At 73.2% G+C, this 20084-nt stretch carries 17 protein-coding genes and 1 pseudogene; 7 read left to right on the top strand and 11 right to left on the bottom strand.

Annotated elements, in window-relative coordinates; translation table 11 throughout:
• Positions 1-242: 242 nt before the first annotated feature.
• Both ACFYYN_RS02980 and ACFYYN_RS02975 read left to right on the top strand, forming a co-directional pair.
• Positions 243-2450, top strand: coding sequence for an acetate--CoA ligase family protein (locus ACFYYN_RS02980; RefSeq protein WP_500544444.1), 2208 nt, complete (start codon positions 243-245; stop codon positions 2448-2450).
• Positions 2443-3279, top strand: a complete 837-nt coding sequence (locus tag ACFYYN_RS02975; protein WP_500544443.1) for an enoyl-CoA hydratase/isomerase family protein — start codon at positions 2443-2445, stop codon at positions 3277-3279. Before ACFYYN_RS02980 ends, ACFYYN_RS02975 begins: the two co-directional genes overlap by 8 nt.
• A gap of 12 nt (positions 3280-3291) precedes the next feature.
• Here ACFYYN_RS02975 and ACFYYN_RS02970 read toward each other — a convergent pair whose 3' ends face one another.
• Positions 3292-3867 carry a hypothetical protein gene (locus ACFYYN_RS02970; protein WP_500544442.1) on the bottom strand — a complete coding sequence of 192 codons (576 nt, stop codon included), beginning with the start codon at positions 3865-3867 and terminating at the stop codon, positions 3292-3294.
• A 135-nt stretch (positions 3868-4002) separates the two neighbouring features.
• Here ACFYYN_RS02970 and ACFYYN_RS02965 point away from each other — a divergent pair, with 135 nt between their 5' ends.
• Positions 4003-4620: a flavin reductase family protein gene (locus ACFYYN_RS02965; RefSeq protein WP_500544441.1), complete on the top strand. Its 618-nt coding sequence runs from the start codon at positions 4003-4005 to the stop codon at positions 4618-4620.
• A gap of 51 nt (positions 4621-4671) precedes the next feature.
• Here the strand turns inward: ACFYYN_RS02965 and ACFYYN_RS02960 are convergent, their stop codons facing one another.
• On the bottom strand, positions 4672-4998 hold the full coding sequence (locus tag ACFYYN_RS02960) for a hypothetical protein (RefSeq protein WP_500544440.1): 327 nt from the start codon (positions 4996-4998) through the stop codon (positions 4672-4674).
• Between the two features lie 88 nt (positions 4999-5086).
• Positions 5087-6421 (bottom strand): MFS transporter, encoded by a 1335-nt coding sequence (locus ACFYYN_RS02955; RefSeq protein ID WP_500544439.1) that lies wholly within the window; start codon positions 6419-6421, stop codon positions 5087-5089.
• Between the two features lie 70 nt (positions 6422-6491).
• Between ACFYYN_RS02955 and ACFYYN_RS02950 the strand changes: the two genes are divergently transcribed.
• Complete coding sequence (locus tag ACFYYN_RS02950; protein WP_500544438.1) at positions 6492-7517, top strand: GlxA family transcriptional regulator; 1026 nt, start codon at positions 6492-6494, stop codon at positions 7515-7517.
• Positions 7518-7523: 6 nt separating this feature from the next.
• Here the strand turns inward: ACFYYN_RS02950 and ACFYYN_RS02945 are convergent, their stop codons facing one another.
• From ACFYYN_RS02945 to ACFYYN_RS02930, 4 genes and pseudogenes are all read right to left on the bottom strand, one after another.
• Positions 7524-8573, bottom strand: coding sequence for a Zn-dependent alcohol dehydrogenase (locus ACFYYN_RS02945; RefSeq protein ID WP_500544437.1), 1050 nt, complete (start codon positions 8571-8573; stop codon positions 7524-7526).
• Positions 8573-10039, bottom strand: a pseudogene (locus ACFYYN_RS02940) (aldehyde dehydrogenase family protein). The gene ACFYYN_RS02945 and the pseudogene ACFYYN_RS02940 overlap by 1 nt, the downstream one beginning before the upstream one ends.
• Positions 10036-11181, bottom strand: coding sequence for an acyl-CoA dehydrogenase family protein (locus ACFYYN_RS02935; RefSeq protein WP_500544436.1), 1146 nt, complete (start codon positions 11179-11181; stop codon positions 10036-10038). The pseudogene ACFYYN_RS02940 and the gene ACFYYN_RS02935 overlap by 4 nt, the downstream one beginning before the upstream one ends.
• Positions 11182-11209: 28 nt before the next feature.
• Positions 11210-12112 carry an SDR family oxidoreductase gene (locus tag ACFYYN_RS02930; protein WP_500544435.1) on the bottom strand — a complete coding sequence of 301 codons (903 nt, stop codon included), beginning with the start codon at positions 12110-12112 and terminating at the stop codon, positions 11210-11212.
• A 95-nt stretch (positions 12113-12207) separates the two neighbouring features.
• On the opposite strand from ACFYYN_RS02930, the gene ACFYYN_RS02925 reads away from it, so the two are divergent.
• Positions 12208-13134, top strand: a complete 927-nt coding sequence (locus ACFYYN_RS02925) for a cyclase family protein (protein WP_500544434.1) — start codon at positions 12208-12210, stop codon at positions 13132-13134.
• 15 nt (positions 13135-13149) lie between these two features.
• Here ACFYYN_RS02925 and ACFYYN_RS02920 read toward each other — a convergent pair whose 3' ends face one another.
• The 4 genes from ACFYYN_RS02920 to ACFYYN_RS02905 form a co-directional block, all read right to left on the bottom strand.
• A complete protein-coding gene (locus ACFYYN_RS02920) occupies positions 13150-13623 on the bottom strand; it encodes an ATP-binding protein (protein ID WP_500330292.1) in 474 nt (157 codons plus the stop codon).
• A gap of 378 nt (positions 13624-14001) precedes the next feature.
• Positions 14002-14907 (bottom strand): acyl-CoA dehydrogenase family protein, encoded by a 906-nt coding sequence (locus ACFYYN_RS02915; RefSeq protein WP_500544433.1) that lies wholly within the window; start codon positions 14905-14907, stop codon positions 14002-14004.
• 6 nt (positions 14908-14913) lie between these two features.
• Positions 14914-16035 carry an acyl-CoA dehydrogenase family protein gene (locus ACFYYN_RS02910; protein WP_500544432.1) on the bottom strand — a complete coding sequence of 374 codons (1122 nt, stop codon included), beginning with the start codon at positions 16033-16035 and terminating at the stop codon, positions 14914-14916.
• Complete coding sequence (locus ACFYYN_RS02905; protein WP_500544431.1) at positions 16026-17222, bottom strand: amidohydrolase family protein; 1197 nt, start codon at positions 17220-17222, stop codon at positions 16026-16028. The genes ACFYYN_RS02910 and ACFYYN_RS02905 overlap by 10 nt, the downstream gene beginning before the upstream one ends.
• 169 nt (positions 17223-17391) lie before the next feature.
• Here ACFYYN_RS02905 and ACFYYN_RS02900 point away from each other — a divergent pair, with 169 nt between their 5' ends.
• Positions 17392-18891, top strand: coding sequence for a class I adenylate-forming enzyme family protein (locus tag ACFYYN_RS02900; protein ID WP_500330299.1), 1500 nt, complete (start codon positions 17392-17394; stop codon positions 18889-18891).
• Between the two features lie 62 nt (positions 18892-18953).
• Positions 18954-20057: a tetratricopeptide repeat protein gene (locus ACFYYN_RS02895; protein ID WP_500544430.1), complete on the top strand. Its 1104-nt coding sequence runs from the start codon at positions 18954-18956 to the stop codon at positions 20055-20057.
• Positions 20058-20084 lie beyond the last annotated feature (27 nt).

The raw sequence follows: 20084 nt of genomic DNA, 5'->3' as shown, positions 1-20084 counted from the left end.
CACCCGCGACGCCGCACGCACCTCCTCCGCACCGCCTCCGCACCACCCCTGCGCGCCCCCGCACCGCTCCTGCTCCACCCCGGTCCGGCGGTCCGGCCGGCCCTCCCCCCTCGGCCGGCCGGACCGCCTTCCCGCGGGGGTGCACAGGTTTCTCGCATCCTCCCCGTTCCTGACGGATCGTCAGTTCAGTAATCTGACATTGCGTCAGCTCTCTGGACCTTCGAGCGGGACGGGCGAGACACATGCTTGGATCGACCTTCAGCACGCGCGGCACCGATCCCGCCGCGGACGCCGCCGGCCCGGGCCACGGCACGGACGACGTGGACGTCAGCGGGCGACCGCTGCACGCCTGCGTGCCCGACCTCGACCGCTTCTTCCGGCCCGAGTCCCTGGCCGTGGTGGGCGCCTCGGACGCCGAGGGCCGCCCCAACACCGGCATCACCCGGCAACTCGTCACCTGGGCCGAGCGGGTCGGCGCCCGGCTCCATCCGGTCAACCCCGGCCGCGGCACCGTGTTCGGCCTTCCCTGCCACGCATCCGTCGCAGATCTCCCCGAGCCGGTCGACCTCGCCGTCCTGCTCGTCGCCAACCCCCTCCCCGTCCTGGAGCAGCTCACCGGGGCCAAGGCACGGTTCGCGGTCGTCTTCGCCTCCGGCTTCGCCGAGACGGGGGAGGCGGGTGCCGCCGCCCAGGAGCGGCTCGGCCGGGCCGTCGCGGGCAGCGGACTGCGGCTGCTGGGGCCGAACACCAACCTCAACGCCTTCCAGGCGTTCCGCGAGGACCTCCCCGGGCCGGCGATCGCCCTGATCACCCAGTCCGGCCACCAGGGCCGTCCGGTCTACGCCCTGCAGGAGCTCGGCATCCGGCTCAGCCACTGGGCGCCGACCGGCAACGAGGCCGACCTGGAGACCGCCGACTTCCTCTCCTACTTCGCCGGGCGGCCCGAGATCGGTGCGATCGCGGTCTACGCCGAAGGCCTCAAGGACGGCCGCTCGTTCGCCCTCGCCGCCGACCACGCGGCCCGCAACAAGGTGCCGGTGGTCATGGTCAAGGTGGGCCGTACCGAGACGGGCACCCGCGCCGCCGCCACCCACACCGGCAAGCTCACCGGATCCGACGCGGTCGCCGACGCCGCCTTCCGCCAGTTCGGCGTGATCCGCGTCGACGCCCTGGACGAACTCCAGGACACCGCCGCCCTGCTGGCCCGGGCCCGGCCACCGGCCGCCGAGGGCGTGGTCGTCTACTCGATCTCCGGCGGCACCGGGGCGCACTTCGCGGACCTGGCCACCGCCGCCGGGCTGCCGCTGCCCACCCTCCCGGAGCCGAAGCAGGCCGAACTCCACCAGTGGATACCGGAGTACCTGAACGTCTCCAACCCCGTGGACAGCGGGGGCCATCCCGTCGGGGACTGGCGTGGCCGGAAGATCATCGACGCGATCCTCGCCGATCCTGCGGTCGGCGTCCTCGTCTGCCCGATCACCGGCCCCTTCCCGCCGATGAGCGACCGGCTGGCCCAGGACCTCGCCGAGGCCGCCGAGGCCACCGACAAACTGGTGTGCGTGATCTGGGGCTCCCCCGTGGGCACCGAGGAGGCCTACCGGACCACCCTGCTCGGCTCCTCCCGGCTCGCCACCTTCCGCACCTTCGGCAACTGCGTGACCGCCGTACGGGCCTGGCTGGACCACCACCGCTTCGCCGCCGGCTACCGCTCCCCCTTCGACGACGCGCCGCGCACGCCCTCCTCCTCCGCACGGAAGGCGCGCGCCCTGCTGCACCCCGGCCGCCGGCTGAGCGAGCACGCCGCCAAGCAACTGCTGCGGGCGTACGGGATCCGCGTCCCGCGCGAGCAACTGGTCACCAGCGCCGCCGGTGCCGTCCGGGCGGCGGCCCAGGTCGGCTACCCCGTGGTGATGAAGGCGTCCGCCGACCGGCTCGCGCACAAGACCGAACTCGGCCTGGTCAAGATCGGCCTCACCTCGGCCAGCCAGGTCCGCGACGCCTACCGCGAACTCGCCGACATCGCCCGCTGCGAGGACCTGGACCTCGACGGCGTCCTCGTCTGCCAGATGGTGGAGCGAGGCGTCGAGATGGTCGTCGGCATGAGCCACGACCCGCTCTTCGGGCCCACCGTCACCGCCGGCCTCGGCGGGGTCCTCGTCGAGGTCCTGCGGGACACGGCCGTACGCGTACCGCCCTTCGACGCCGGGACCGCGCGGGACATGCTGCGGGAACTGCGCGGCGCCCGCCTGCTCGACGGCGTGCGCGGGGCGCCACCCGCCGACACGGACGCGCTCGTCGACGTCATCCTCCGCGTGCAGCGCATGGCCCTGGAACTCGGCGACGGCCTCGCCGAACTCGACATCAATCCGCTGATGGTGCTGCCGCGCGGGCAGGGCGCCTGCGCCCTGGACGCACTGGCCGTCTGCCGCCAGGAGAACACACATGACTGACTCCCCCCGTGGAGTGGTCACGGAGCGTGATGACTCCGTGGAATCCGTTGTACTCCACGTCACCGACAACGGGGTCTCCCGGTTCACCCTCAACCGCCCCCAGGCGATGAACGCCATCACCCCTGACCTGCGTGAACGCCTCATACAGAAATTTCTGGAGGCCTCCGCGGACCCGGCCGTGCGGGCCGTCGTCCTGACCGGCGCCGGCCGCCGGGCCTTCTGCGCGGGGGCCGACCTGCGCGGCGGTCCGGCCGCCGCGGACCGGGTCGCGGGCGACGTGGCCCGGACGATCCGGTCCGGGGCCCAGCGCCTCATCGCCGCCGTCCTCGACTGCGAGAAACCCGTTGTCGCCGCCGTGAACGGCACGGCCGCCGGTCTCGGTGCCCATCTCGCCCTCGCCTGCGACCTCGTCCTGGCCGCCGACACGGCGAAGTTCATCGAGGTCTTCGTCCGCCGCGGCCTCGTCCCCGACGGCGGGGGCGCCTACCTCCTCCCCCGCCTGATCGGCCCGCACCGCGCGAAGGAACTCCTCCTCCTCGGCGACGACCTCCCCGCCGCCACCGCCGAACGCCTCGGGCTGGTCAACCGCGTCGTCCCCGCCGACGAGCTCGACGCGGCCGCCGACACCCTCGCCGAGCGGCTCGCCGCCGGCCCCACCCGCGCCCTCGCCCTGACCAAGCAGCTCGTCAACGCGTCCCTGGACTCCGACCGCGCGACGGCCTTCGCCGCCGAGGCGGCCGCACAGGAACAGAACATGACCACCGCCGACGCCCGAGAAGGACTGTGCGCCTTCCTCGAACGCCGCCCACCGGACTTCCGTGGCCGGTGACACCGCGAAGGCTCACCCCCCGGGCGCCCCGGCCCCGGGCGGGGGCCGGTACTCCTCCAGCAGTCCGGTGCCGTACGCCAGCAGACCGCCCGCGAGGACGAGCCCGACCACCGCGATCGTCACGACGGAGATCTGGGCCGCGACCTGCCGCTGCCGCGCCCACCCGGTCCTGCCCTCCGGGTCCCGGCGCCCCGCGTAAAACGAGGTGACCAGCACCGGCGCCGCACCGGCCGCCGCGACGCACAGCCACGCAAGCGGGTACGGACCGCCGAGCCACACCACCGGCACCGCGAGGACGGCGGCCGTCGCGGCCTCCGCCGCCAGCAGGCAGAGCCAGCGGGGGCGTCCGGTGCGCCGCGCGAGCCGCAGTCCCAGGACCGTCGCCGGCAGGGCGTGCAGGAGCGAGGCGGCCACCGCGAAGGCCAACAGGGGGATCAGGGCCACCGGCAGCACGCAGAGGGCGAACGGCTCGTCGAAGGCACCGCCAGAGGACTTCAGCGACGGAAGGGCGACCACGCGGGCCGTTGCCGCGACCACCCCCACCGCGCAGTACGTCGAGACCGCCGCCGCGCGTCCGGCATCACCCAACGGATCGACCGCGGGCCGCGCCGGGGACCCCCACCCCGTACCCCATCCCATGACAGGCACGGTACGCGCGGCCTTCGGCCGCCCTTCCCGCAGGACTTCACTTCTGACGGTCCGTCAGTTTCAATGGACCGTGTGATGGGACAAGCAGGCATGGCGGTCGCCGTCGTCCGCTACCTCCGGTCGGCCGGGGCGGCGACGACGGCCGGGCGGGTGGACCCGCTGCCGCCGCCCGAACTGCGGGCCGTGCGGCCGGACGAGCGCGCCCCGGTGGACCAGGCCGAATTCCGGAAGGTACTGGGGAACTTCGCGAGCGGCGTGACGGTGGTCGCGGCGCCCGGGGACGACACGCAGAGCGGACCCGCCGGGTTCGCCTGCCAGTCGTTCGCGTCGCTGTCGCTCGATCCGCCGCTGGTCGTCTTCATGGTGGCACGCACGTCCACCAGCTGGCCGCGCATCGCGCGGGCCGGGGTGTTCTGCGTGAACGTGCTCGGCGCGGACCAGCAGGAGCTGTGCCGCTCCTTCGCCGTGAGCGGCGGGGACAAGTTCGCGGGTGTGGAGTGGGATCCGGCGCCGGTGACGGGCTCGCCCCGGCTGCGCGGCGTGGCCGCGTGGATCGACTGCGCGATCCACACCGTGCACACCGGCGGCGACCACCTCGTCGTCATCGGCCGGGTCCGGGATCTGGGCCACGGGGCGGAAGACGGCGAGCCGCTGCTCTTCCACCGCGGCCGCTTCGGCCGGCTCGCGCCCTGACCGCGGCCGCTTCGGCCGGCTCGCGCCCTGACCGCGGCCGCCGTACGCGCCTCAGCCCGTGAACTCCGGCGCCCGGTGGGGCGCCCACCAACTGGTCAGCGCCCAGATCCCGAGGGCGGCCACGGCCACCGCCACCAGGGCCGCGAGCCCGGGGCGGCGCGACCCGCGCAGCGTGAGCAGCCAGAAGGCGAGCGGCACCAGCGCGCCTCCCGCGGCGATGAGCGGAAGGTCGACGTAGAGGACGCTCAAGTCCCGGCGCTGCCCTTCGAAACCGCCCTCGACGTTGACCCTGGCGAGCGGTGCCCAGGCCAGCAGCGCGGACGCCGCACCCAGGCCCGCCACAAGAAGGGCGGTGAGGCCCTTGGTCGCTTCCCTCACGCACAGGACGGACGCCCCGGCGCCGCACGCAGTTCCCGTACCGTCACCAGGGGCGGCCGCGGGACCCGGCAGAGCCGGGGCCGGCCGGCTACGCCGCGAGCGGGAGCGCCCCGGCGCCCGGGGTCGCCCGCCGCCGGATCACCAGCGCCATGAGCGCCGCCACCGCGCACAGCGCCCCGGAGGAGTACCAGACCACGTCGTAGGAGCCGAAGGCGTCGCGCGCCGCGCCGCCGAGGAACGCCACCAGGGCGGCGCCCAGCTGGTGGGAGGCGAGTACCCAGCCGAAGACGATGGCGCTGTCGGCGCCGTAGAACTCGCGGCACAGGGCGATGGTGGGCGGCACGGTGGCGACCCAGTCCAGGCCGTAGAAGACGATGAACAGCACCATGGGCGGGTGGACGGCGTCGTTCAGGAGCACGGGCAGGAACATCAGCGACAGTCCGCGCAGCCCGTAGTAGGTGGCCAGCAGCCGCCGCGGGCTGAAGCGGTCGGTGAACCAGCCGGAGGCCACCGTGCCCGCGATGTCGAAGATGCCGATCACGGCGAGCAGTGACGCGGCGGCCGTCACCGGCATCCCGTGGTCGTGGGCCGCGGGCACGAAGTGCGTCTTGACCAGGCCGTTCGTCGAGGCGCCGCAGATCGCGAAGGTCCCCGCCAGCAGCCAGAACGGGCCGCCGCGGGCTGCGTCGAACAGCGCCTTGACCGCCCGCTTGGCCGCCCCCGTCACCGGCGGCGGCTTCGGCACGAACTCCACGGCGCCGTACGGGGCCAGGCCCACGTCGGCGGGGTGGTCCCGCAGCAGCAGGTAGACCAGGGGCGCGACGACGACCGCGGCGCCCGCCACGGTGAGGGCCGCCGAGCGCCAGCCCGCGTGCTCGATGATGACGGAGAGCAGGGGGAGGAAGATCAGCTGTCCCGCCGCGCCGGCCGCCGTCAGGATGCCCGTGACCAGGCCGCGCCGGTCCTCGAACCAGCGGTTGGTGACGGTGGTCGCGAAGGCCAGGGCCATGGAGCCGCTGCCCAGCCCGACGAGCACGCCCCACAGGAGCACGAGCTGCCAGCTCGCGGTCATGAAGACGGTCAGGCTCGCACCTGTCGCGATGGTGACGAGCGCCGCCGCGACGACCCGTCGGATGCCGAAGCGGTCCATGAGCGCGGCGGCGAACGGCGCCGTCACCCCGTAGAGCGCGAGGTTGACCGAGACGGCCAGGCCGATCATGCCCCGCGACCACCCGAACTCGCCGTGCAGCGGCTCGATCAGCAGTCCGGGCAGGGAGGCGAAGCCGGCGGCGCCGATGAGCGTGACGAAGGCGGCGGCCGCCACCGACCACGCGCGGTGGATCCGGGGCGTGCGGAACGGCCGGGGAACGTCGGGGCCCCTGTCGGCCAGGGGCTGCACAGGGAGCTCGGGAGTCTGCGTCACCAGGTCAGCATCCGGCATCGCCTTTCGCGGAACGAGTGGCCGGATGGCCATGTTGTGCAAGGATCGGGCCATGGCCGAATCCATGGAGACGCCTTCGCCGACCGCCGCTCCGCGCACACCGGTGCGCCACCGGGTCGTCGTCCTCGTGCAGCACGGTGTGATCCCCTTCGAAGTGGGCATCCCGCACCGCATCTTCGGCGGCGCGAGGGACTCCGACGGGGTCGATCTGTACGAGGTGGTGACGTGCTCCCCGCACGGTCCAGGACCGGTGCGCGCCGACGCCGACTTCGAGATCCACGTCGCCCACGGCCCCGAGGTCCTGGAGACGGCCGACACCGTCATCGTCCCCGCCGCCCACGAGCGCTCCGTCGCGCACACCGAGGGCCGGCTGCCCGAGGAGATGGCGGCGGCTTTCGCCCGCATCCGCCCCGGCGCCCGGCTCGTCTCCATCTGCACCGGCTCGTACTTCCTCGCCGCGGCCGGCCACCTGGACGGCCTGCGCGCCACCACCCACTGGTCGAGCACGGACCACTTCCAAAGGCTCTTCCCCCAGGTGCGGGTCGAGCCGGACGTCCTGTACGTCGACAACGGCGCCATCCTCACCTCCGCGGGCGTCGCCTCGGGCATCGACCTGTGCCTGCACCTCGTACGCCGTGACCATGGCACCGCCGTGGCCAACGCCAGCGCGCGCCGTACGGTCGTGCCGCCGCACCGGGAGGGCGGACAGGCCCAGTACATCCAACGGCCCGTCCCCGAGCCCCAGCAGGCCACCACGGCCGCTGCGCGCTCCTGGGCGCTGGACCGGCTCGACCAGCCGCTGACGCTGCGCGAGCTGGCCGAGCGCGAGGCGATGAGCGTGCGCACCTTCACCCGCCGCTTCCGGGAGGAGGTGGGCACCAGCCCCGGGCAGTGGCTGACGCAGCAGCGCGTCGAGCGCGCCCGGCACCTGCTGGAGTCCAGCGACCTGTCGGTCGACCAGGTCGCCTCGCAGGCCGGGTTCGGCACGGCGGCCTCCATGCGGCAGCACCTGCAGGCCGTCCTCGGCGTCTCGCCCAGCGCCTATCGGCGCACCTTCCGGGCGACGGCGGCGTTCTGACCCGCCTCAGAAGGTCAGCACGCCCCGCGCCACGCGGCCGCCCCGGGCGTCCTCCGCCGCCTTGGCGAAGTCCTCCACCGGGTAGGTGCGGGTGACGAGTTCGTCCAGCAGGAGCCGGCCCTGCCGGTACAGGTCGGCGTAGAGCGCGATGTCGCGCTGCGGCCGTGCCGAGCCGTAGCGGCAGCCCAGGATGGACTTGTCGAGGTACATGGAGGACACCAGGAAGGACGCCTCGGCGTCGGCCGGCGGCACGCCCAGCAGGACGGCCTGGCCGTGGCGGTCCAGGAGGTCGACGGCCTGGCGGATGAGCCCGACGTGGCCGACGCACTCGAAGACGTGGTCGGCGCCGGTCGGCAGCAGCGCGCGCGCCGCCTCCGCCGAATCCACGAACTCGGTGGCGCCGAAGAGCCTCGCGGGTTCCTCCTTCGCCGGGTTGGTGTCGACGGCGACGATCCGGGAGGCGCCCGCGATGCGCGCGCCCTGCAGCACGTTCAGGCCGATGCCGCCGGTGCCGATGACCACGACGGTGTCGCCGCGGTCGACCTGGGCGCGGTTGAGGGCGGCGCCGACCCCGGTCAGCACCCCGCAGCCGATGAGCGCGGCCGAGGTGAGGGGGATGCCCTGGGGAAGGGGGACGGCCTGGACGGCCTTGACGACGGTCAGTTCGGCGAAGGCCGAGTTGGAGGCGAAGTTGAACAGCGGCTCGCCCTGACGGCTGAAGGGCCTGCCGGGACGGCCGATGGCCTTGCGGCACATCGTCGGGCGCCCCCGGTCGCAGTCCGGGCAGGTGCCGCAGTTGGCGAGGGTGGACAGGGCCACGCGGTCGCCCGGCGAGACGTGCGAGACGCCGGCGCCGGTCGCCTCGACGACGCCCGCCCCCTCGTGGCCGAGCACGACCGGTACGGGGAAGGGGATGACCCCGTCGACGACGGACAGGTCGCTGTGGCACAGCCCGGCGGCGTGGATGCGGACCAGCACCTCGCCGGGGCCCGGGTCCCGGACCTCCAGGTCGTCGACGACCGCGGGCTGCGTCCCGTCGAAGATCACGCCTCTCATCACCACACCACCGCCTGGAGCTCGCTGTACGCGTGCAGTCCGAAGGAGCCGCCGTCGCGGCCGATCCCGCTGTGCTTGAAGCCGCCGAAGGGCGTCTCGGGGTGACGCTGCACGGTGTTGATGCCGACGTTGCCGCTGCGCAGGCGGGCGGCCAGGGCCTAGGCGCGCGCGGTGTCGCTGCTGAAGACGTAGTCGTACAGGCCGTACGGGGTGCCGTTGGCGATCTCGACGGCCTCGTCCTCGGTGCCGTAGGGGAGGGCGGCGACGACCGGGCCGAAGATCTCCTCGCGGGCGACCGTCATTTCGGGCGTGACGTCCGCGAGGAGGGTGGGGGCCACGTAGTAGCCGGGTTTGAGGTCGGGGCGCGCGCCGCCGGTGACGACGCGGGCGCCCTGTTCGCGGGCGCCGGCGACGTAGGCCTCGACGCGGTCGCGCTGGGCGGCGGTGATCAGCGGGCCGACGACGGTGGAGTTATCCACAGGGTCCCCGACGGTCAGCGAACGGGCGTACTGTTCAAGGGCGGTGATCACCTGCTCGTACCGCCCGCGGGGGACGAGCACACGGGTCGGCGCCGTGCAGATCTGACCTGAATGGAATGCCCATGTTGAACCGACAGCAGATACCGCTGATCTGAGGACGCCCGGTGCGGCGTCCTCGAGGATGATCGCCGCGCCCTTGCCGCCCAGTTCCATCAGGGTCCGCTTCATCGACGCGCCCGCGACGCGGGCGATCGCCTGCCCGACCGCCGTCGAGCCGGTGAAGCTGATCATGTCGACGCCGGGGTGTGCGACCAGTGCCTCACCGGCCGCGGCGCCCGAGCCGGTGATGACGTTGAACACCCCGTCGGGCAGGCCCGCCTCCCGCATGATCCCGCCGAGCAGCAGGCAGGTCAGCGGGTCCTGGGGCGCGGGCTTGGCGACGACGGTGTTGCCCACGGCCAGGGCGGGGGCGACCTTGCCGGCCAGGTTGACCAGGGGGAAGTTGTAGGAGGTGATGCAGGCGACGACGCCCACCGGACGCCGTGCCGCCGCCGCGTTGACCAGCCCGCCGGGGGCGAGCGGCGAGGCCTTCACGGGCTGCGGCGCGAAGGGGATCGTGTCCGGTTCCAGCGCGCCCCGTGCGTAGCGCCGGAAGCGGTCCACCGCCGTAGGAATCTGCATGCTCGACGCGACACGGATCGTCGCTCCCGTCTCCTGCTGGAGCAGCGGTACGAGATCCGCCGACCGCGAGGCGAGGACGTCCGCGATCCGCTCCAGGATCGCTGCGCGCTCCGCCGGGCTCGTACGGGACCAGCCCTCGTACGCATCCCGGGCTGCGCGCACCGCGCCGTCCACGTCCGCCGGGCCCGCTTCGGGGGCGTGCCCGACGGTCTCCTCCGTGGCCGGATTGACAACTGGATAGTGCGCTCCGGCCGGTTCGTGCCACCGGCCGCCGATCCAATGGCCGTACGTCCCGTCGCTGTTCATCCGCGAGGCTCCTTCGGGAGGCCGAGCACCCGCTCGGCGATGATCGTGCGCTGGATCTCGTCCGAGCCGCCGTAGATGGTGTCGGCGCGGCTGAAGAGGAACATGCGCTGGGCCTGGTCGAGTTCGTAGGGCCGCTCCGGCTCCCACGGCGCTGGTCCGGTCGCGGCGGGGGCGCCGCGGACGGCGACGGCCAGTTCGCCGAGCCGCTGGTGCCAGCCGCCCCACAGCAGCTTGGCGACGCTCGGGGCGGCCGGGTCGACGGTGCCCAGCGTGCGCAGGGCGTTCCAGCGCATGGTGCGCAACTCGGCCCACTGGCGCACCAGCCGGTCCCGCAGCACGGGGTCGGTCACCGCCCCGGTGGCGACGGCGCGGTCGACGACCTGCCGAAGTTCGCGTTCGAAGCCGATCTGCTGCACGAGGGTGGAGACCCCGCGCTCGAAGCCCAGGAGGGACATGGCGACCTGCCAGCCGTTGCCCTCCCCGCCGACGACGTGGGCGGCGTCGGCGCGGGCCCCGTCGAAGAAGACCTCGTTGAACTCGGCCGTCCCGGTGAGCTGGCGGATGGGGCGGACCTCGACCCTGCCGGGCTGGTCCATGGAGACCAGCAGGAAGCTCAGTCCATGGTGCCGGCGCGAGCCGGGTTCGGTGCGGGCCAGGACGAAGCACCAGTCGGCGACCTGGGCGAGGGAGGTCCAGATCTTCTGGCCGGTCACGCGGTAGCAGGGACCGTCGGCGTCGTGGTCCCGGACGGCCGCGGTACGGACGCCGGCGAGGTCGGAGCCCGCCCCGGGCTCGCTGTACCCCTGGCACCACAGTTCCTCGCCGCGGGCGACCGGCGGCAGGAAGCGGTCGCGCTGGTCGGGCGTGCCGTGCGCCTCCAGGGTGGGGGCCAGCAGGTTCTCGCCGATGTGCCCGGAACGGGCGGGCGCCTCGGCGCGGGCGTACTCCTCGCCCCAGGCGACCTGCTGGGGCAGGGTGGCACGCCGGTTGCCGTAGTCGCCGCGCCAGCCGAGGCCGATCCAGCCGGCGGCGCCGAGTTCCCGCTCCCACTCCCGGCCGGGTGCGCCGTCCGGGTGCGCCGCCAGCCACTCCCGGGCCTCCGCGCGGAAGGCCTCCGTCTCCGGGCCGAAGGTGAAGTCCATGGTCCGCCCTCTCCTCGGTGCGGGGCCGTCACTGCCCTCGGGAGGCGGCCGCGGCGGCGCGCATGGCCTCGAGCTGGGCGAGCATCGGCATGGGGTCGGTGCCGACGGAGCCGGGCAGGGCGGCGGCGATGCGCTGCGGTGTCCATCCCCCGCCGTCCACGTAGGCGGCGCGCAGTTCGCGGGGCTGTGCCCAGACCGCGATCTTGGCTCCGGCGACCGTGTAGACCTGTCCGGTGATGTCGCGGGCGTGATCGCTGAGCAGGAAGACGACCATGGCGGCGACGTCCTCGGGCTCACCGATCTCGGCGAGCTCCATGGGCACGTTGGCGGACATGCGGGTGCGTGCCACGGGGGCGACGCAGTTGGCGGTCACGCCGTAGCGGTGCAGTCCGAGTGCGGCGCTGCGCACCAGCGAGATGATCCCGCCCTTCGCCGCGGAGTAGTTGGCCTGGGAGACGCTGCCCTGGTGGTTGCCGCTGGTGAAGCCGACGAGGGTGCCCGAGCCCTGCCGTCGCATCACGGCCGAGGCGGCGCGGAAGACGGTGAAGGTGCCCTTGAGATGGGTGGCGAGGACCGGGTCCCACTCCTCCTCGGCCATGTTGAAGAGCATGCGTTCGCGCAGGATCCCGGCGACGCAGACGACTCCGTCGACGCGGCCGTAGGTCTCCACGGCCGTGGTGACGATCCGTTCGCCGCCCGCCATCGACGAGACGTCGTCGGTCACCGCGGTGGCTTCGCCGCCGGCCGCCTCGATCTCCTTGACGACGGCGGCCGCGACCTCACCGGTCGGTCCGCTGCCGTCGACCGCGACACCGTAGTCGTTGACGACGACTTGGGCGCCCTCGGCCGCGCATGCGAGGGCGACGGCCCGCCCGATGCCGCGCCCGGCCCCGGTGACCGCGACGACCTTTCCGTTCAGGAAGTTGCCCACGTCCGGTCCCGCCCCTTCTCAAAGTTTCTGACGGACCGTTAGATTTTAGGAGCACGGACGCACCCCAGCACAAGCCCTGAGACCAGGAGGCAGCGATGGCGTTCCCCGCCGAGTTCCACGACATCGCCAAGCGCGTCAACAACTGGGGCCGCTGGGGTGAGGACGACGAGACCGGCACCCTCAACCTGGTCACCGACGAGGTCGTCCGCGCGGCGGCCGGTACCGTGCGCGGCGGACGCCGCGTGCCGCTCGCGCTGCCCTTGCAGCTTGACGGGGTGCAGACGGGAATGATCCCGGGCCGGGTCAACCCCCTGCGCACCATGGTGATGCTCAACCACGAGATGTTCGGCCCGGACACGGTCGCCACCAGCGACGACATCGTCACCATGGGACTGCAGGCGGCGACCCACTGGGACGCCCTGACCCATGTCTCGCACTCGGGACGGATCTACAACGGCCGCCCGGCCGGCTCCATCACCGCCCACGGTGGCGCCGCCTTCAGCGGTATAGAGAAGATCACGACGCTGCTCTCCCGCGGCGTCCTGCTCGACGTGGCCCGCGCCCGCGGCACCGACCGGTTGCCCGGCGACCACGCGGTCACCCCCGACGACCTCGACGCGGCCGAGGAACTGGCCCGGACCACCGTCCGCGCCGGGGACGTCGTGCTGGTCCGCACCGGTCAGATGCGGCTGTACCTGGCGGGCGACAAGCACGCCTACGCCTTCCCCTCACCGGGGTTGTCGGTGCGCACCCCCGAGTGGTTCTACGCCCGCGACGTCGCGGCGGTCGCCAACGACACGTTGACCTTCGAGATCTTCCCGCCGGAGATCGAGGACCTGTGGCTCGCCGTGCACGCCCTGGACCTGGTGGAGATGGGCATGCCCCAGGGCCAGAACTGGAATCTCGAGGCGCTGTCGGAGGCCTGTGCCGAGGAGGGGCGGTACGCGTTCCTGCTGGACGCCACCCCGCAGCCCTTCGTGGGCGGGGTCGGCAGTCCGGTCGCGCCGGTGGCGGTGCTCTGAGGGCGGTCCGTACGGTCAGAAGGCGGGGCGGCGGATCAGCCCGCCCATGGACTGCGCGGGGACGATCGCGGGGCGCTCGCTGCGGTCGATCTCGCACCAGATCTGCTTGCCGGCACCTTCACGCTGCCAGCCCCAGCGGTCCGCGAGGCCGTCCACGAGTTCCAGTCCCCGGCCGCCGGTCTCGTCGTTGTCGGCGTGCCGTGGCCGTGGCGGCGCGTCGCTGGTGTCGGCCACCTCGACGCGCACGGTCTCCTGTTCGCCGCTCTGTGCGGCGCCGGAGGAACGGAAGAGCATCCGCAGCACGGCGGGACAGCCGGTGTGCACGACGGCGTTGGTGACCAGTTCGGAGATGAGCAGGATCAGCGTCTCGGCGACCGGCTCGTCGGCTCCTATGCCGGAGCCCGCGAGACGCGAGCGGGCCCACCGGCGGGCCCGGCCCACCTCCGCGGGGTCGGGGCCGACCTCAAGCTGAACCTGGAGCACCTGCACCGCTCACACCATCCGAACCGGCGGACACGTCGCCTCGCGCCTCGGCAGGGTCACCGTACGTGACCTCTTCGCAACCCAGCATGATTGACCCGCAGTGACCGCAACAAGCGCTTCGGGCATATTCCAGCGCAAGGGGGCACGAGTGCTGCATACTGTGCGGGGTTCATTACGGGGCGAAATCGAACAGCCCGGTACAGGCAGCCCGCCGGGTACCGAGACCCCGCCACTGCCACATCCGTCGCGTTTCGCCATCACACGCACCCGATGGAGCGTACCCGAGGCAGGCTCCGACTCCACGGCGTGACGAGTCACACCTCGGACACAACCCGATATCGACGCTCGGGGACTCCTTATCCGTGACGAATCGGCCATAACTACCTAACCCCAGCAAAGAGTCTCGTCGAGGAGTCTCTCCGCGAGCTGCTCCTCACACTCCGCCATCGAACGGCCCCGGCTCCGCAGGATCCACGACCTCTTGACGTGGAGATGCACCTCCGCCTCCCAGGTGAAACCCATACCGCCGAACACCTGCAGGCAGTCGCGGGCGTTGCGGACGGCCGCCTCTTCCGCCAGCAGCCGTGCGGCCGCCGTATCGCCCGGGTCCCCGGAGACCGCCGCCGCACGCACCGCCGTGCGTGCCATCTCGACCCGGACCAGCATCTCGGCGCACAGGTGCTTGACCGCCTGGAAGGAGCCGATGGGCCTCCCGAACTGCTCCCGGGTCCCGGCGTACCGCACGGCGAGCTCCAGGGTGCGCGCCGCGCTGCCGGTCTGCTGCGCGGAGGTCAGCAGGTCGCTGGCTCCCCCGCCGCAGGCCGGTTCGCCGCCCACGACCCGGTGCAGCGGGGTGAGCGGGTCCACCGAACGCACCGGCTCGGCCTTGTCGAAGGAGCCCAGCACGTGGTCGGACGCCTCCAGCCACTCGGCCAGCTCGCCGTCGACCGCGGTGACCACCGTGGTGCCCTCCGCCGCCCCCGGCACCCGTCCGGCCGCCAGGTGCGTCGCCACCAGCGGCCCCGGCAGCAGCACCCGTCCGGCCTCCTCGAAGACGAGCACGGCCTCCGGGAGTCCGAGGCCGAGCCCGCCCCGCTCCTCCGGCAGCCGCAGCGCGAAGAACCCCGCCTCCCCCAGCGCCCGCCACAGCTGGCGGTCGAGGGGCGCCGGGGTCCCCGCGGCCGCCCCGGCGGCGTCCTCCCGCAGGCGCTCCGCCGGGTAGAACCGCGCCAGCAGTCCACGGGTCCCGTCGGCGAGCGCCCGTTGGTCCTCGGTGAGGCGGAAGTCCACGGCCGCTCACACCCCCTTCGGCAGGCCGAGGATCCGCTCGGCGACGATGTTCCGCTGGATCTGCGACGTGCCCGCCGCGATCGTGTACGAGAGCGAGGAGAGCCGGTCCGCCGTCCACGGGCGGTCCGCGTCCAGCGCACCGGACGGGCCGAGGACCTCGGCGGCGGTGTCGTAGAGCTCCTGGCGCGCGTGCGAGTAGCGCAGCTTGAGGACCGAGCCCCCGACGCCCGGGGCGCCGGCGCTGACGTTCCACTGGACCAGCCGCCACAGGACGCCGAACTCCGCCGCCAGACGGCCCAGCCGGCGCCGCAGGACGGGGTCGTCCCAGGCTCCCGTCTCCCTGGCGGTGCGGGCCAGTTCGCACAGGGTCCGCCGGCAGGCGACGACCTCACCCGCGAAAGCGGTGCCGCGTTCGAAGGAGAGCGTCACCATCGTGACCCGCCAGCCGTCGTTCTCCGCGCCGACCCGGTTGGCGACCGGCACGCGCACCTCGTCCAGGAAGACCTCGGCGAACTCCGTCGTACCGGCGAGGGTCCGCAGCGGCCGCACCGTCACGCCCGGCACGTCCATCGGCATCGCCAGCCAGCTGATGCCGCGGTGCCGCGGTGCGTCGGGATCGGTGCGCACCAGCAGTTCGCACCAGTCGGCGACCTCGGCGTGCGAGGTCCAGATCTTCGAACCGGTGACCACGTAGGCGTCGCCGTCGCGCACCGCCCGCGTCCGCAGGGACGCCAGGTCCGAGCCCGCCCCCGGCTCGCTGAACCCCTGGCACCACACCTCGTCCCCGCGCAGCACCGGGGGCAGCCAGCGTTCACGCTGGCCGGCCGTCCCCTCGGCCGCGATGGTGGGCCCGGCGTGCAGCAGACCGACGAAGTTCGCGCCGACGTAGGGCGCCCCCGCCAGCTCGGTCTCCTCCAGGAAGATCAGCCGCCGGGTCGGGTCGGCGTTCCAGTGGACGTCTGCGTATCCCGCCTCGTACAGGCGCCGCTGCCAGCCGGTGTCGTACGCCCGCCGTGCGGGCCAGTCGGCGGGGTCCGGCGCGGGCGGCAGCGTGGGCAGCGTCCGGGCGAGCCAGGCCCGCAGCTCGCCCCGGTACGCCTGCTCCGCCTCGGTGTACGTCAGGTCCACCGGTCCGGCTCCAGCCCCAGCATGCGGATGGCGTTGCCGCGCATGAGCTTGTACACCGTCTCGTCGTCGAGGCCCTTCACATGGTCGAGGGCGACCTCCTTGGTGTGCGGGAAGGTCGAGTCGACGTGCGGGTAGTCGGTCTCGAAGGTCGCGTTGTCGCGGCCGACGACGTCGATCGAGGCGACGCCGTGCTTGTCGCGGAAGAAGCAGCAGAAGATCTGCCGGTAGTAGTAGGTGGAGGGCGGCTCGGGGACCACGTCGCGCACACCGCCCCACGCCCGGTGCTCCTCCCAGACGTCGTCGGCCCGCTCCAGGGCGTAGGGGATCCAGCCCATCTGCCCCTCGCTGTAGGCGAGCTTGAGCCGCGGGTGGCGCACCAGCACGCCGCTGAAGAGGAAGTCCATCATCGAGGCCATCGCGTTGTTGAAGGAGAGCGAGGCCTGCACGGCGGGCGGCGCGTCCGGGGAGGCGGCCGGCATCTGCGAGGACGAGCCGATGTGCATGTTCACCACCGTCCCGGTCTCCTCGCAGACGGCGAAGAAGGGGTCCCAGTACCCCGAGTGGATGCTGGGCAGCCCGAGGTGGGTCGGGATCTCGCTGAAAGTGACGGCCCGCACCCCGCGATCCGCGTTGCGGCGGATCTCGGCGACGGCCAGGCCGACGTCCCACAGCGGGATCAGGCAGAGCGGGATCAGCCGGCCGCCGCTGTCCCCGCACCACTCCTCGACCATCCAGTCGTTGTAGGCGCGGACGCAGGCGAGGGCGACCTCCTTGTCCTTGGCCTCGGCGAAGGTCTGGCCGCAGAAGCGCGGGAAGGTGGGGAAGCAGAGCGAGCCCTCGACGTGGTTGAGGTCCATGTCGGCGAGCCGGGCCTTGGGGTCCCAGCAGCCACGCCGCATCTCCTCACGGGTGATGCCCTCCAGGGTCATCTCGTCCCGGTCGAAGCCGACGGCGGCGATGTTCCTCTTGTAGGGGAACTTCAGGTCCTCGTAGATCCACCAGTCGGTCGGCGGGCCGTCCGGGTCCATCGTGATCTGGTACTTCCCGCCGATGTAGGCGAGCTCCCCGATCCCGGCGGTCAGCGGCTGGGGGCCGCGGTCCCGGTACTTCGCCGGCAGCCAGGTCTCGAAGAGGTGTGCGGGTTCGATCACGTGGTCGTCGACGCTGATGATCCGGGGCAGTTCCATCGCTCCCCGCCCTTCCTTGAATCTGATGACCCGTCAGATTCACAGTACGCCCGCCGCCCCGGAGCGTCCATCGGCGACGCGCGGACCCTGGACCGCGCCTGGCCGGGCGCCTACGCTCCGGGCGACTGAATCTGACGTAACGTCAGATAGCTGACCGGGAGGAGAAGAGATGCGAAGCCTGGGCGACTCGCCGACCCTCTGGGCGCTCATCGAAGGGCGGGCCGCCCTGACCCCCGACGCCCCGGCGCTGCTCGACACCGACGACCGCCGGCTGACCTTCGGGCAGCTGCGCGACCGCGCAGAACGGGTCGCCGCCGGGCTGCAGGCCCGCGGCATCCGGCCCGGCACCGCGGTGGCCTGGCAGCTGCCGACCCGGATCGAGACCGTGGTCCTGTCGGCGGCCCTCGCCCGGCTGGGCACCGTGCAGACCCCGGTCATGCCCTTCTACCGCGACCACGAGGTCGGCCACATCCTGCGCCAGACCGGCCCCGCCCTCTTCGCCGTCCCCGGCGTGTGGCGCGGCTTCGACCACACCGCGATGGCGCGCCGCCTCGGCGCGCACGACGTCCTGGAGGCCTACGACTCCCTGCCGGAGGCCGACCCGGACTCCCTTCCCGCCCCGCCCTCCGACGGCACGCGGGTCCGCTGGATCTACTGGACCTCCGGCACCACCTCCGAGCCCAAGGGCGTGCTGCACACCGACCGCAGCCTCATCGCCGGCGGTTCCTGCCTCGCCCTCGCCCTGGAGCTCGGCCCGGACGACGTCGGCTCCGTCGCCTTCCCGTACGCGCACATCGGCGGCCCCGACTACCTGGTCATGCTGCTCCTGTGCGGCTTCCCGGCCCTGCTGCTGGAGCACTTCTCGCTCCCGGGGTCCCTGGAGGCCTACCGCAGGCACGGGGTCACCATGGCGGGCGGCAGCACCGCCTTCTACTCCCTCTTCCTCGCCGAGCAGCGCAAGCAGCCCGCGGGGAGCAGGATCATCCCCACCCTGCGCCTGCTGTCCGGCGGCGGCGCCCCCAAGCCGCCCGAGCTCTACCACGAGGTGGTCCGCGACCTCGGCTGCGCCCTCGCGCACGGTTACGGCATGACCGAAGCCCCCATGATCACCATGGGCTCGCCGCGCGACCCGGTCGACCGGCTCGCCACCACCGAGGGCCGCCCGCCCGCCTCCATGGAGATACGCATCGCCGACGACGGCGAGGTGCTGCTGCGCGGTGAGGCCGTGTGCCAGGGCTACACCGACCCGGAGCTGACCAAACAGGCCTTCGACGCCGACGGCTTCCTGCGTACCGGGGACGTCGGCAGGCTCACCCCGGACGGCTACCTGGTCCTCACCGGGCGCCTCAAGGACATCATCATCCGTAAGGGTGAGAACGTCTCGGCCAAGGAGATCGAGGAACTCCTCTACGCCCACCCCGGCATCGCCGACGCCGCCGTGATCGGCCTGCCCGACCCCCAGCGCGGGGAACGCGTCTGCGCCGTCGTCGAGCAGCCGCCGGACGCGGGACCGCTCACCCTCGCCGAGGTCACGGCCTTCCTCCGCGAGGCGGGCCTGGCCGTCCACAAACTGCCCGAACAGCTCGAGGTGGTGGACGTGCTGCCCCGGAACGAGACCCTGCGCAAGGTCCTCAAGTACAAGCTCAGGGAGCGCTTTACGAAAGCGTGAGGCACGTCCGCCGCAAAGCCGCGTACCCTCCTCCGCAAGAGTTCCAAAGGGGAAGGGTCACGGTGGGCACACAGGACGGCCAGGACCGGGCGCGGGACGGCCTGGACGAAGGTCCCGGCACAGGTCCCGAAAGCGGCCCGCAGGACGGCCCGCAGGATCCCCTCGAACTGCTCCGGCTGGGAGACGCCGCCCTCGACGCGGGTGAACTCACCCAGGCCCGGCTCCACTTCGAGACCGCCGAGCGGCTGCTCGACGCGGACCCCGCGGCCCCCGACGCCCGGCGCGCCGCGGCGCTGCGCGGCCGGGCCGTGTCCCACCTGCTGGCGGGCGAGGTGCGGTACGCCTCCCACCTGCTGGAGGAGGGCATCACCCGGCTCGAACGGCAGACCGTGTCGGACGGCGCCCGGCCCGACCCCGACGCCTTGCTGATGCTGCACATCGCGGCCATCGGGCCGTACACCGACCTGGGCGCCTACGCCCGGGCCGCCCACGCCGCCGAGCAGGCGCTCAACCTCGCCCCCGGGGCCGGCGATCCGGCCCTGGTCGCCCAGATGCACCGCAGCATCGCCCGCACCCTGATCGTCGCGGGACGTACCGGCGAGGCCGAGGCCTCCCTGGCGAAGGCGCAGGAGCTGTTCCAGCGGCTGGAGCTGCACACGGACCTGGCCCACTGCCACTGGATGCGCGGCTACGTCCACTCCCAGGACGGCGACCTGGAGCAGGCCGAGCGTGAGCTGCGCACCGCCCGCGACATGCTGTCCGCCGGCCGGTCGGTGCTGTTCACGGTGCAGGTCGAGGTGGAGCTCGCCGACGTGCTGCGGCGGCGCGGCAAGCCCGCCGAGGCCGAGGAGCTGCTGACCCGGCTGCTGGACGAGCTGGGCCCCTGGCGCGGCGCCGTCCACGCCGGCGGGGCGCACCGGCTGCTCGGGCTGCTGGCGGAGGAGCGCGGTGACCCGGAGGCCGCGGAGGAGCACTACGTGTCCGCCCTGGCGCTGCTGGAACGCGCGGGAGCCGCCGGGGACCTGGCGGACATCTGCCGGCTGCTGGGCGACCTGCTGCGCCGGTCCGGCCGGGTGGAGGCCGCGCTGGACGCCTACCGGACGGGCCTGGGCCACCGCGCGGCGATCGGCACCACCACGCTGGGCCCGGCTCCGGCCGACTCCTGACCCCGGCCGGCCCCGCCGCCGTACCGG

Source organism: Streptomyces sp. NPDC001902 (assembly GCF_042891295.1).
Classification (GTDB): Bacteria; Actinomycetota; Actinomycetes; order Streptomycetales; family Streptomycetaceae; genus Actinacidiphila.
The sequence above is the reverse complement of the archived record's forward strand: the minus strand, read 5'-3'. Positions and strand labels throughout refer to the sequence as shown.

Coding starts and splice junctions, on each gene's coding strand:
- ACFYYN_RS02980 (WP_500544444.1), top strand. CDS start 243: ATGCTTGGATCGACCTTCAGCACGCGCGGCACCGATCCCGCCGCGGAC.
- ACFYYN_RS02975 (WP_500544443.1), top strand. CDS start 2,443: ATGACTGACTCCCCCCGTGGAGTGGTCACGGAGCGTGATGACTCCGTG.
- ACFYYN_RS02965 (WP_500544441.1), top strand. CDS start 4,003: ATGGGACAAGCAGGCATGGCGGTCGCCGTCGTCCGCTACCTCCGGTCG.
- ACFYYN_RS02950 (WP_500544438.1), top strand. CDS start 6,492: ATGGCCGAATCCATGGAGACGCCTTCGCCGACCGCCGCTCCGCGCACA.
- ACFYYN_RS02945 (WP_500544437.1), bottom strand. CDS start 8,573: ATGAGAGGCGTGATCTTCGACGGGACGCAGCCCGCGGTCGTCGACGAC.
- ACFYYN_RS02935 (WP_500544436.1), bottom strand. CDS start 11,181: ATGGACTTCACCTTCGGCCCGGAGACGGAGGCCTTCCGCGCGGAGGCC.
- ACFYYN_RS02925 (WP_500544434.1), top strand. CDS start 12,208: ATGGCGTTCCCCGCCGAGTTCCACGACATCGCCAAGCGCGTCAACAAC.
- ACFYYN_RS02905 (WP_500544431.1), bottom strand. CDS start 17,222: ATGGAACTGCCCCGGATCATCAGCGTCGACGACCACGTGATCGAACCC.
- ACFYYN_RS02900 (WP_500330299.1), top strand. CDS start 17,392: ATGCGAAGCCTGGGCGACTCGCCGACCCTCTGGGCGCTCATCGAAGGG.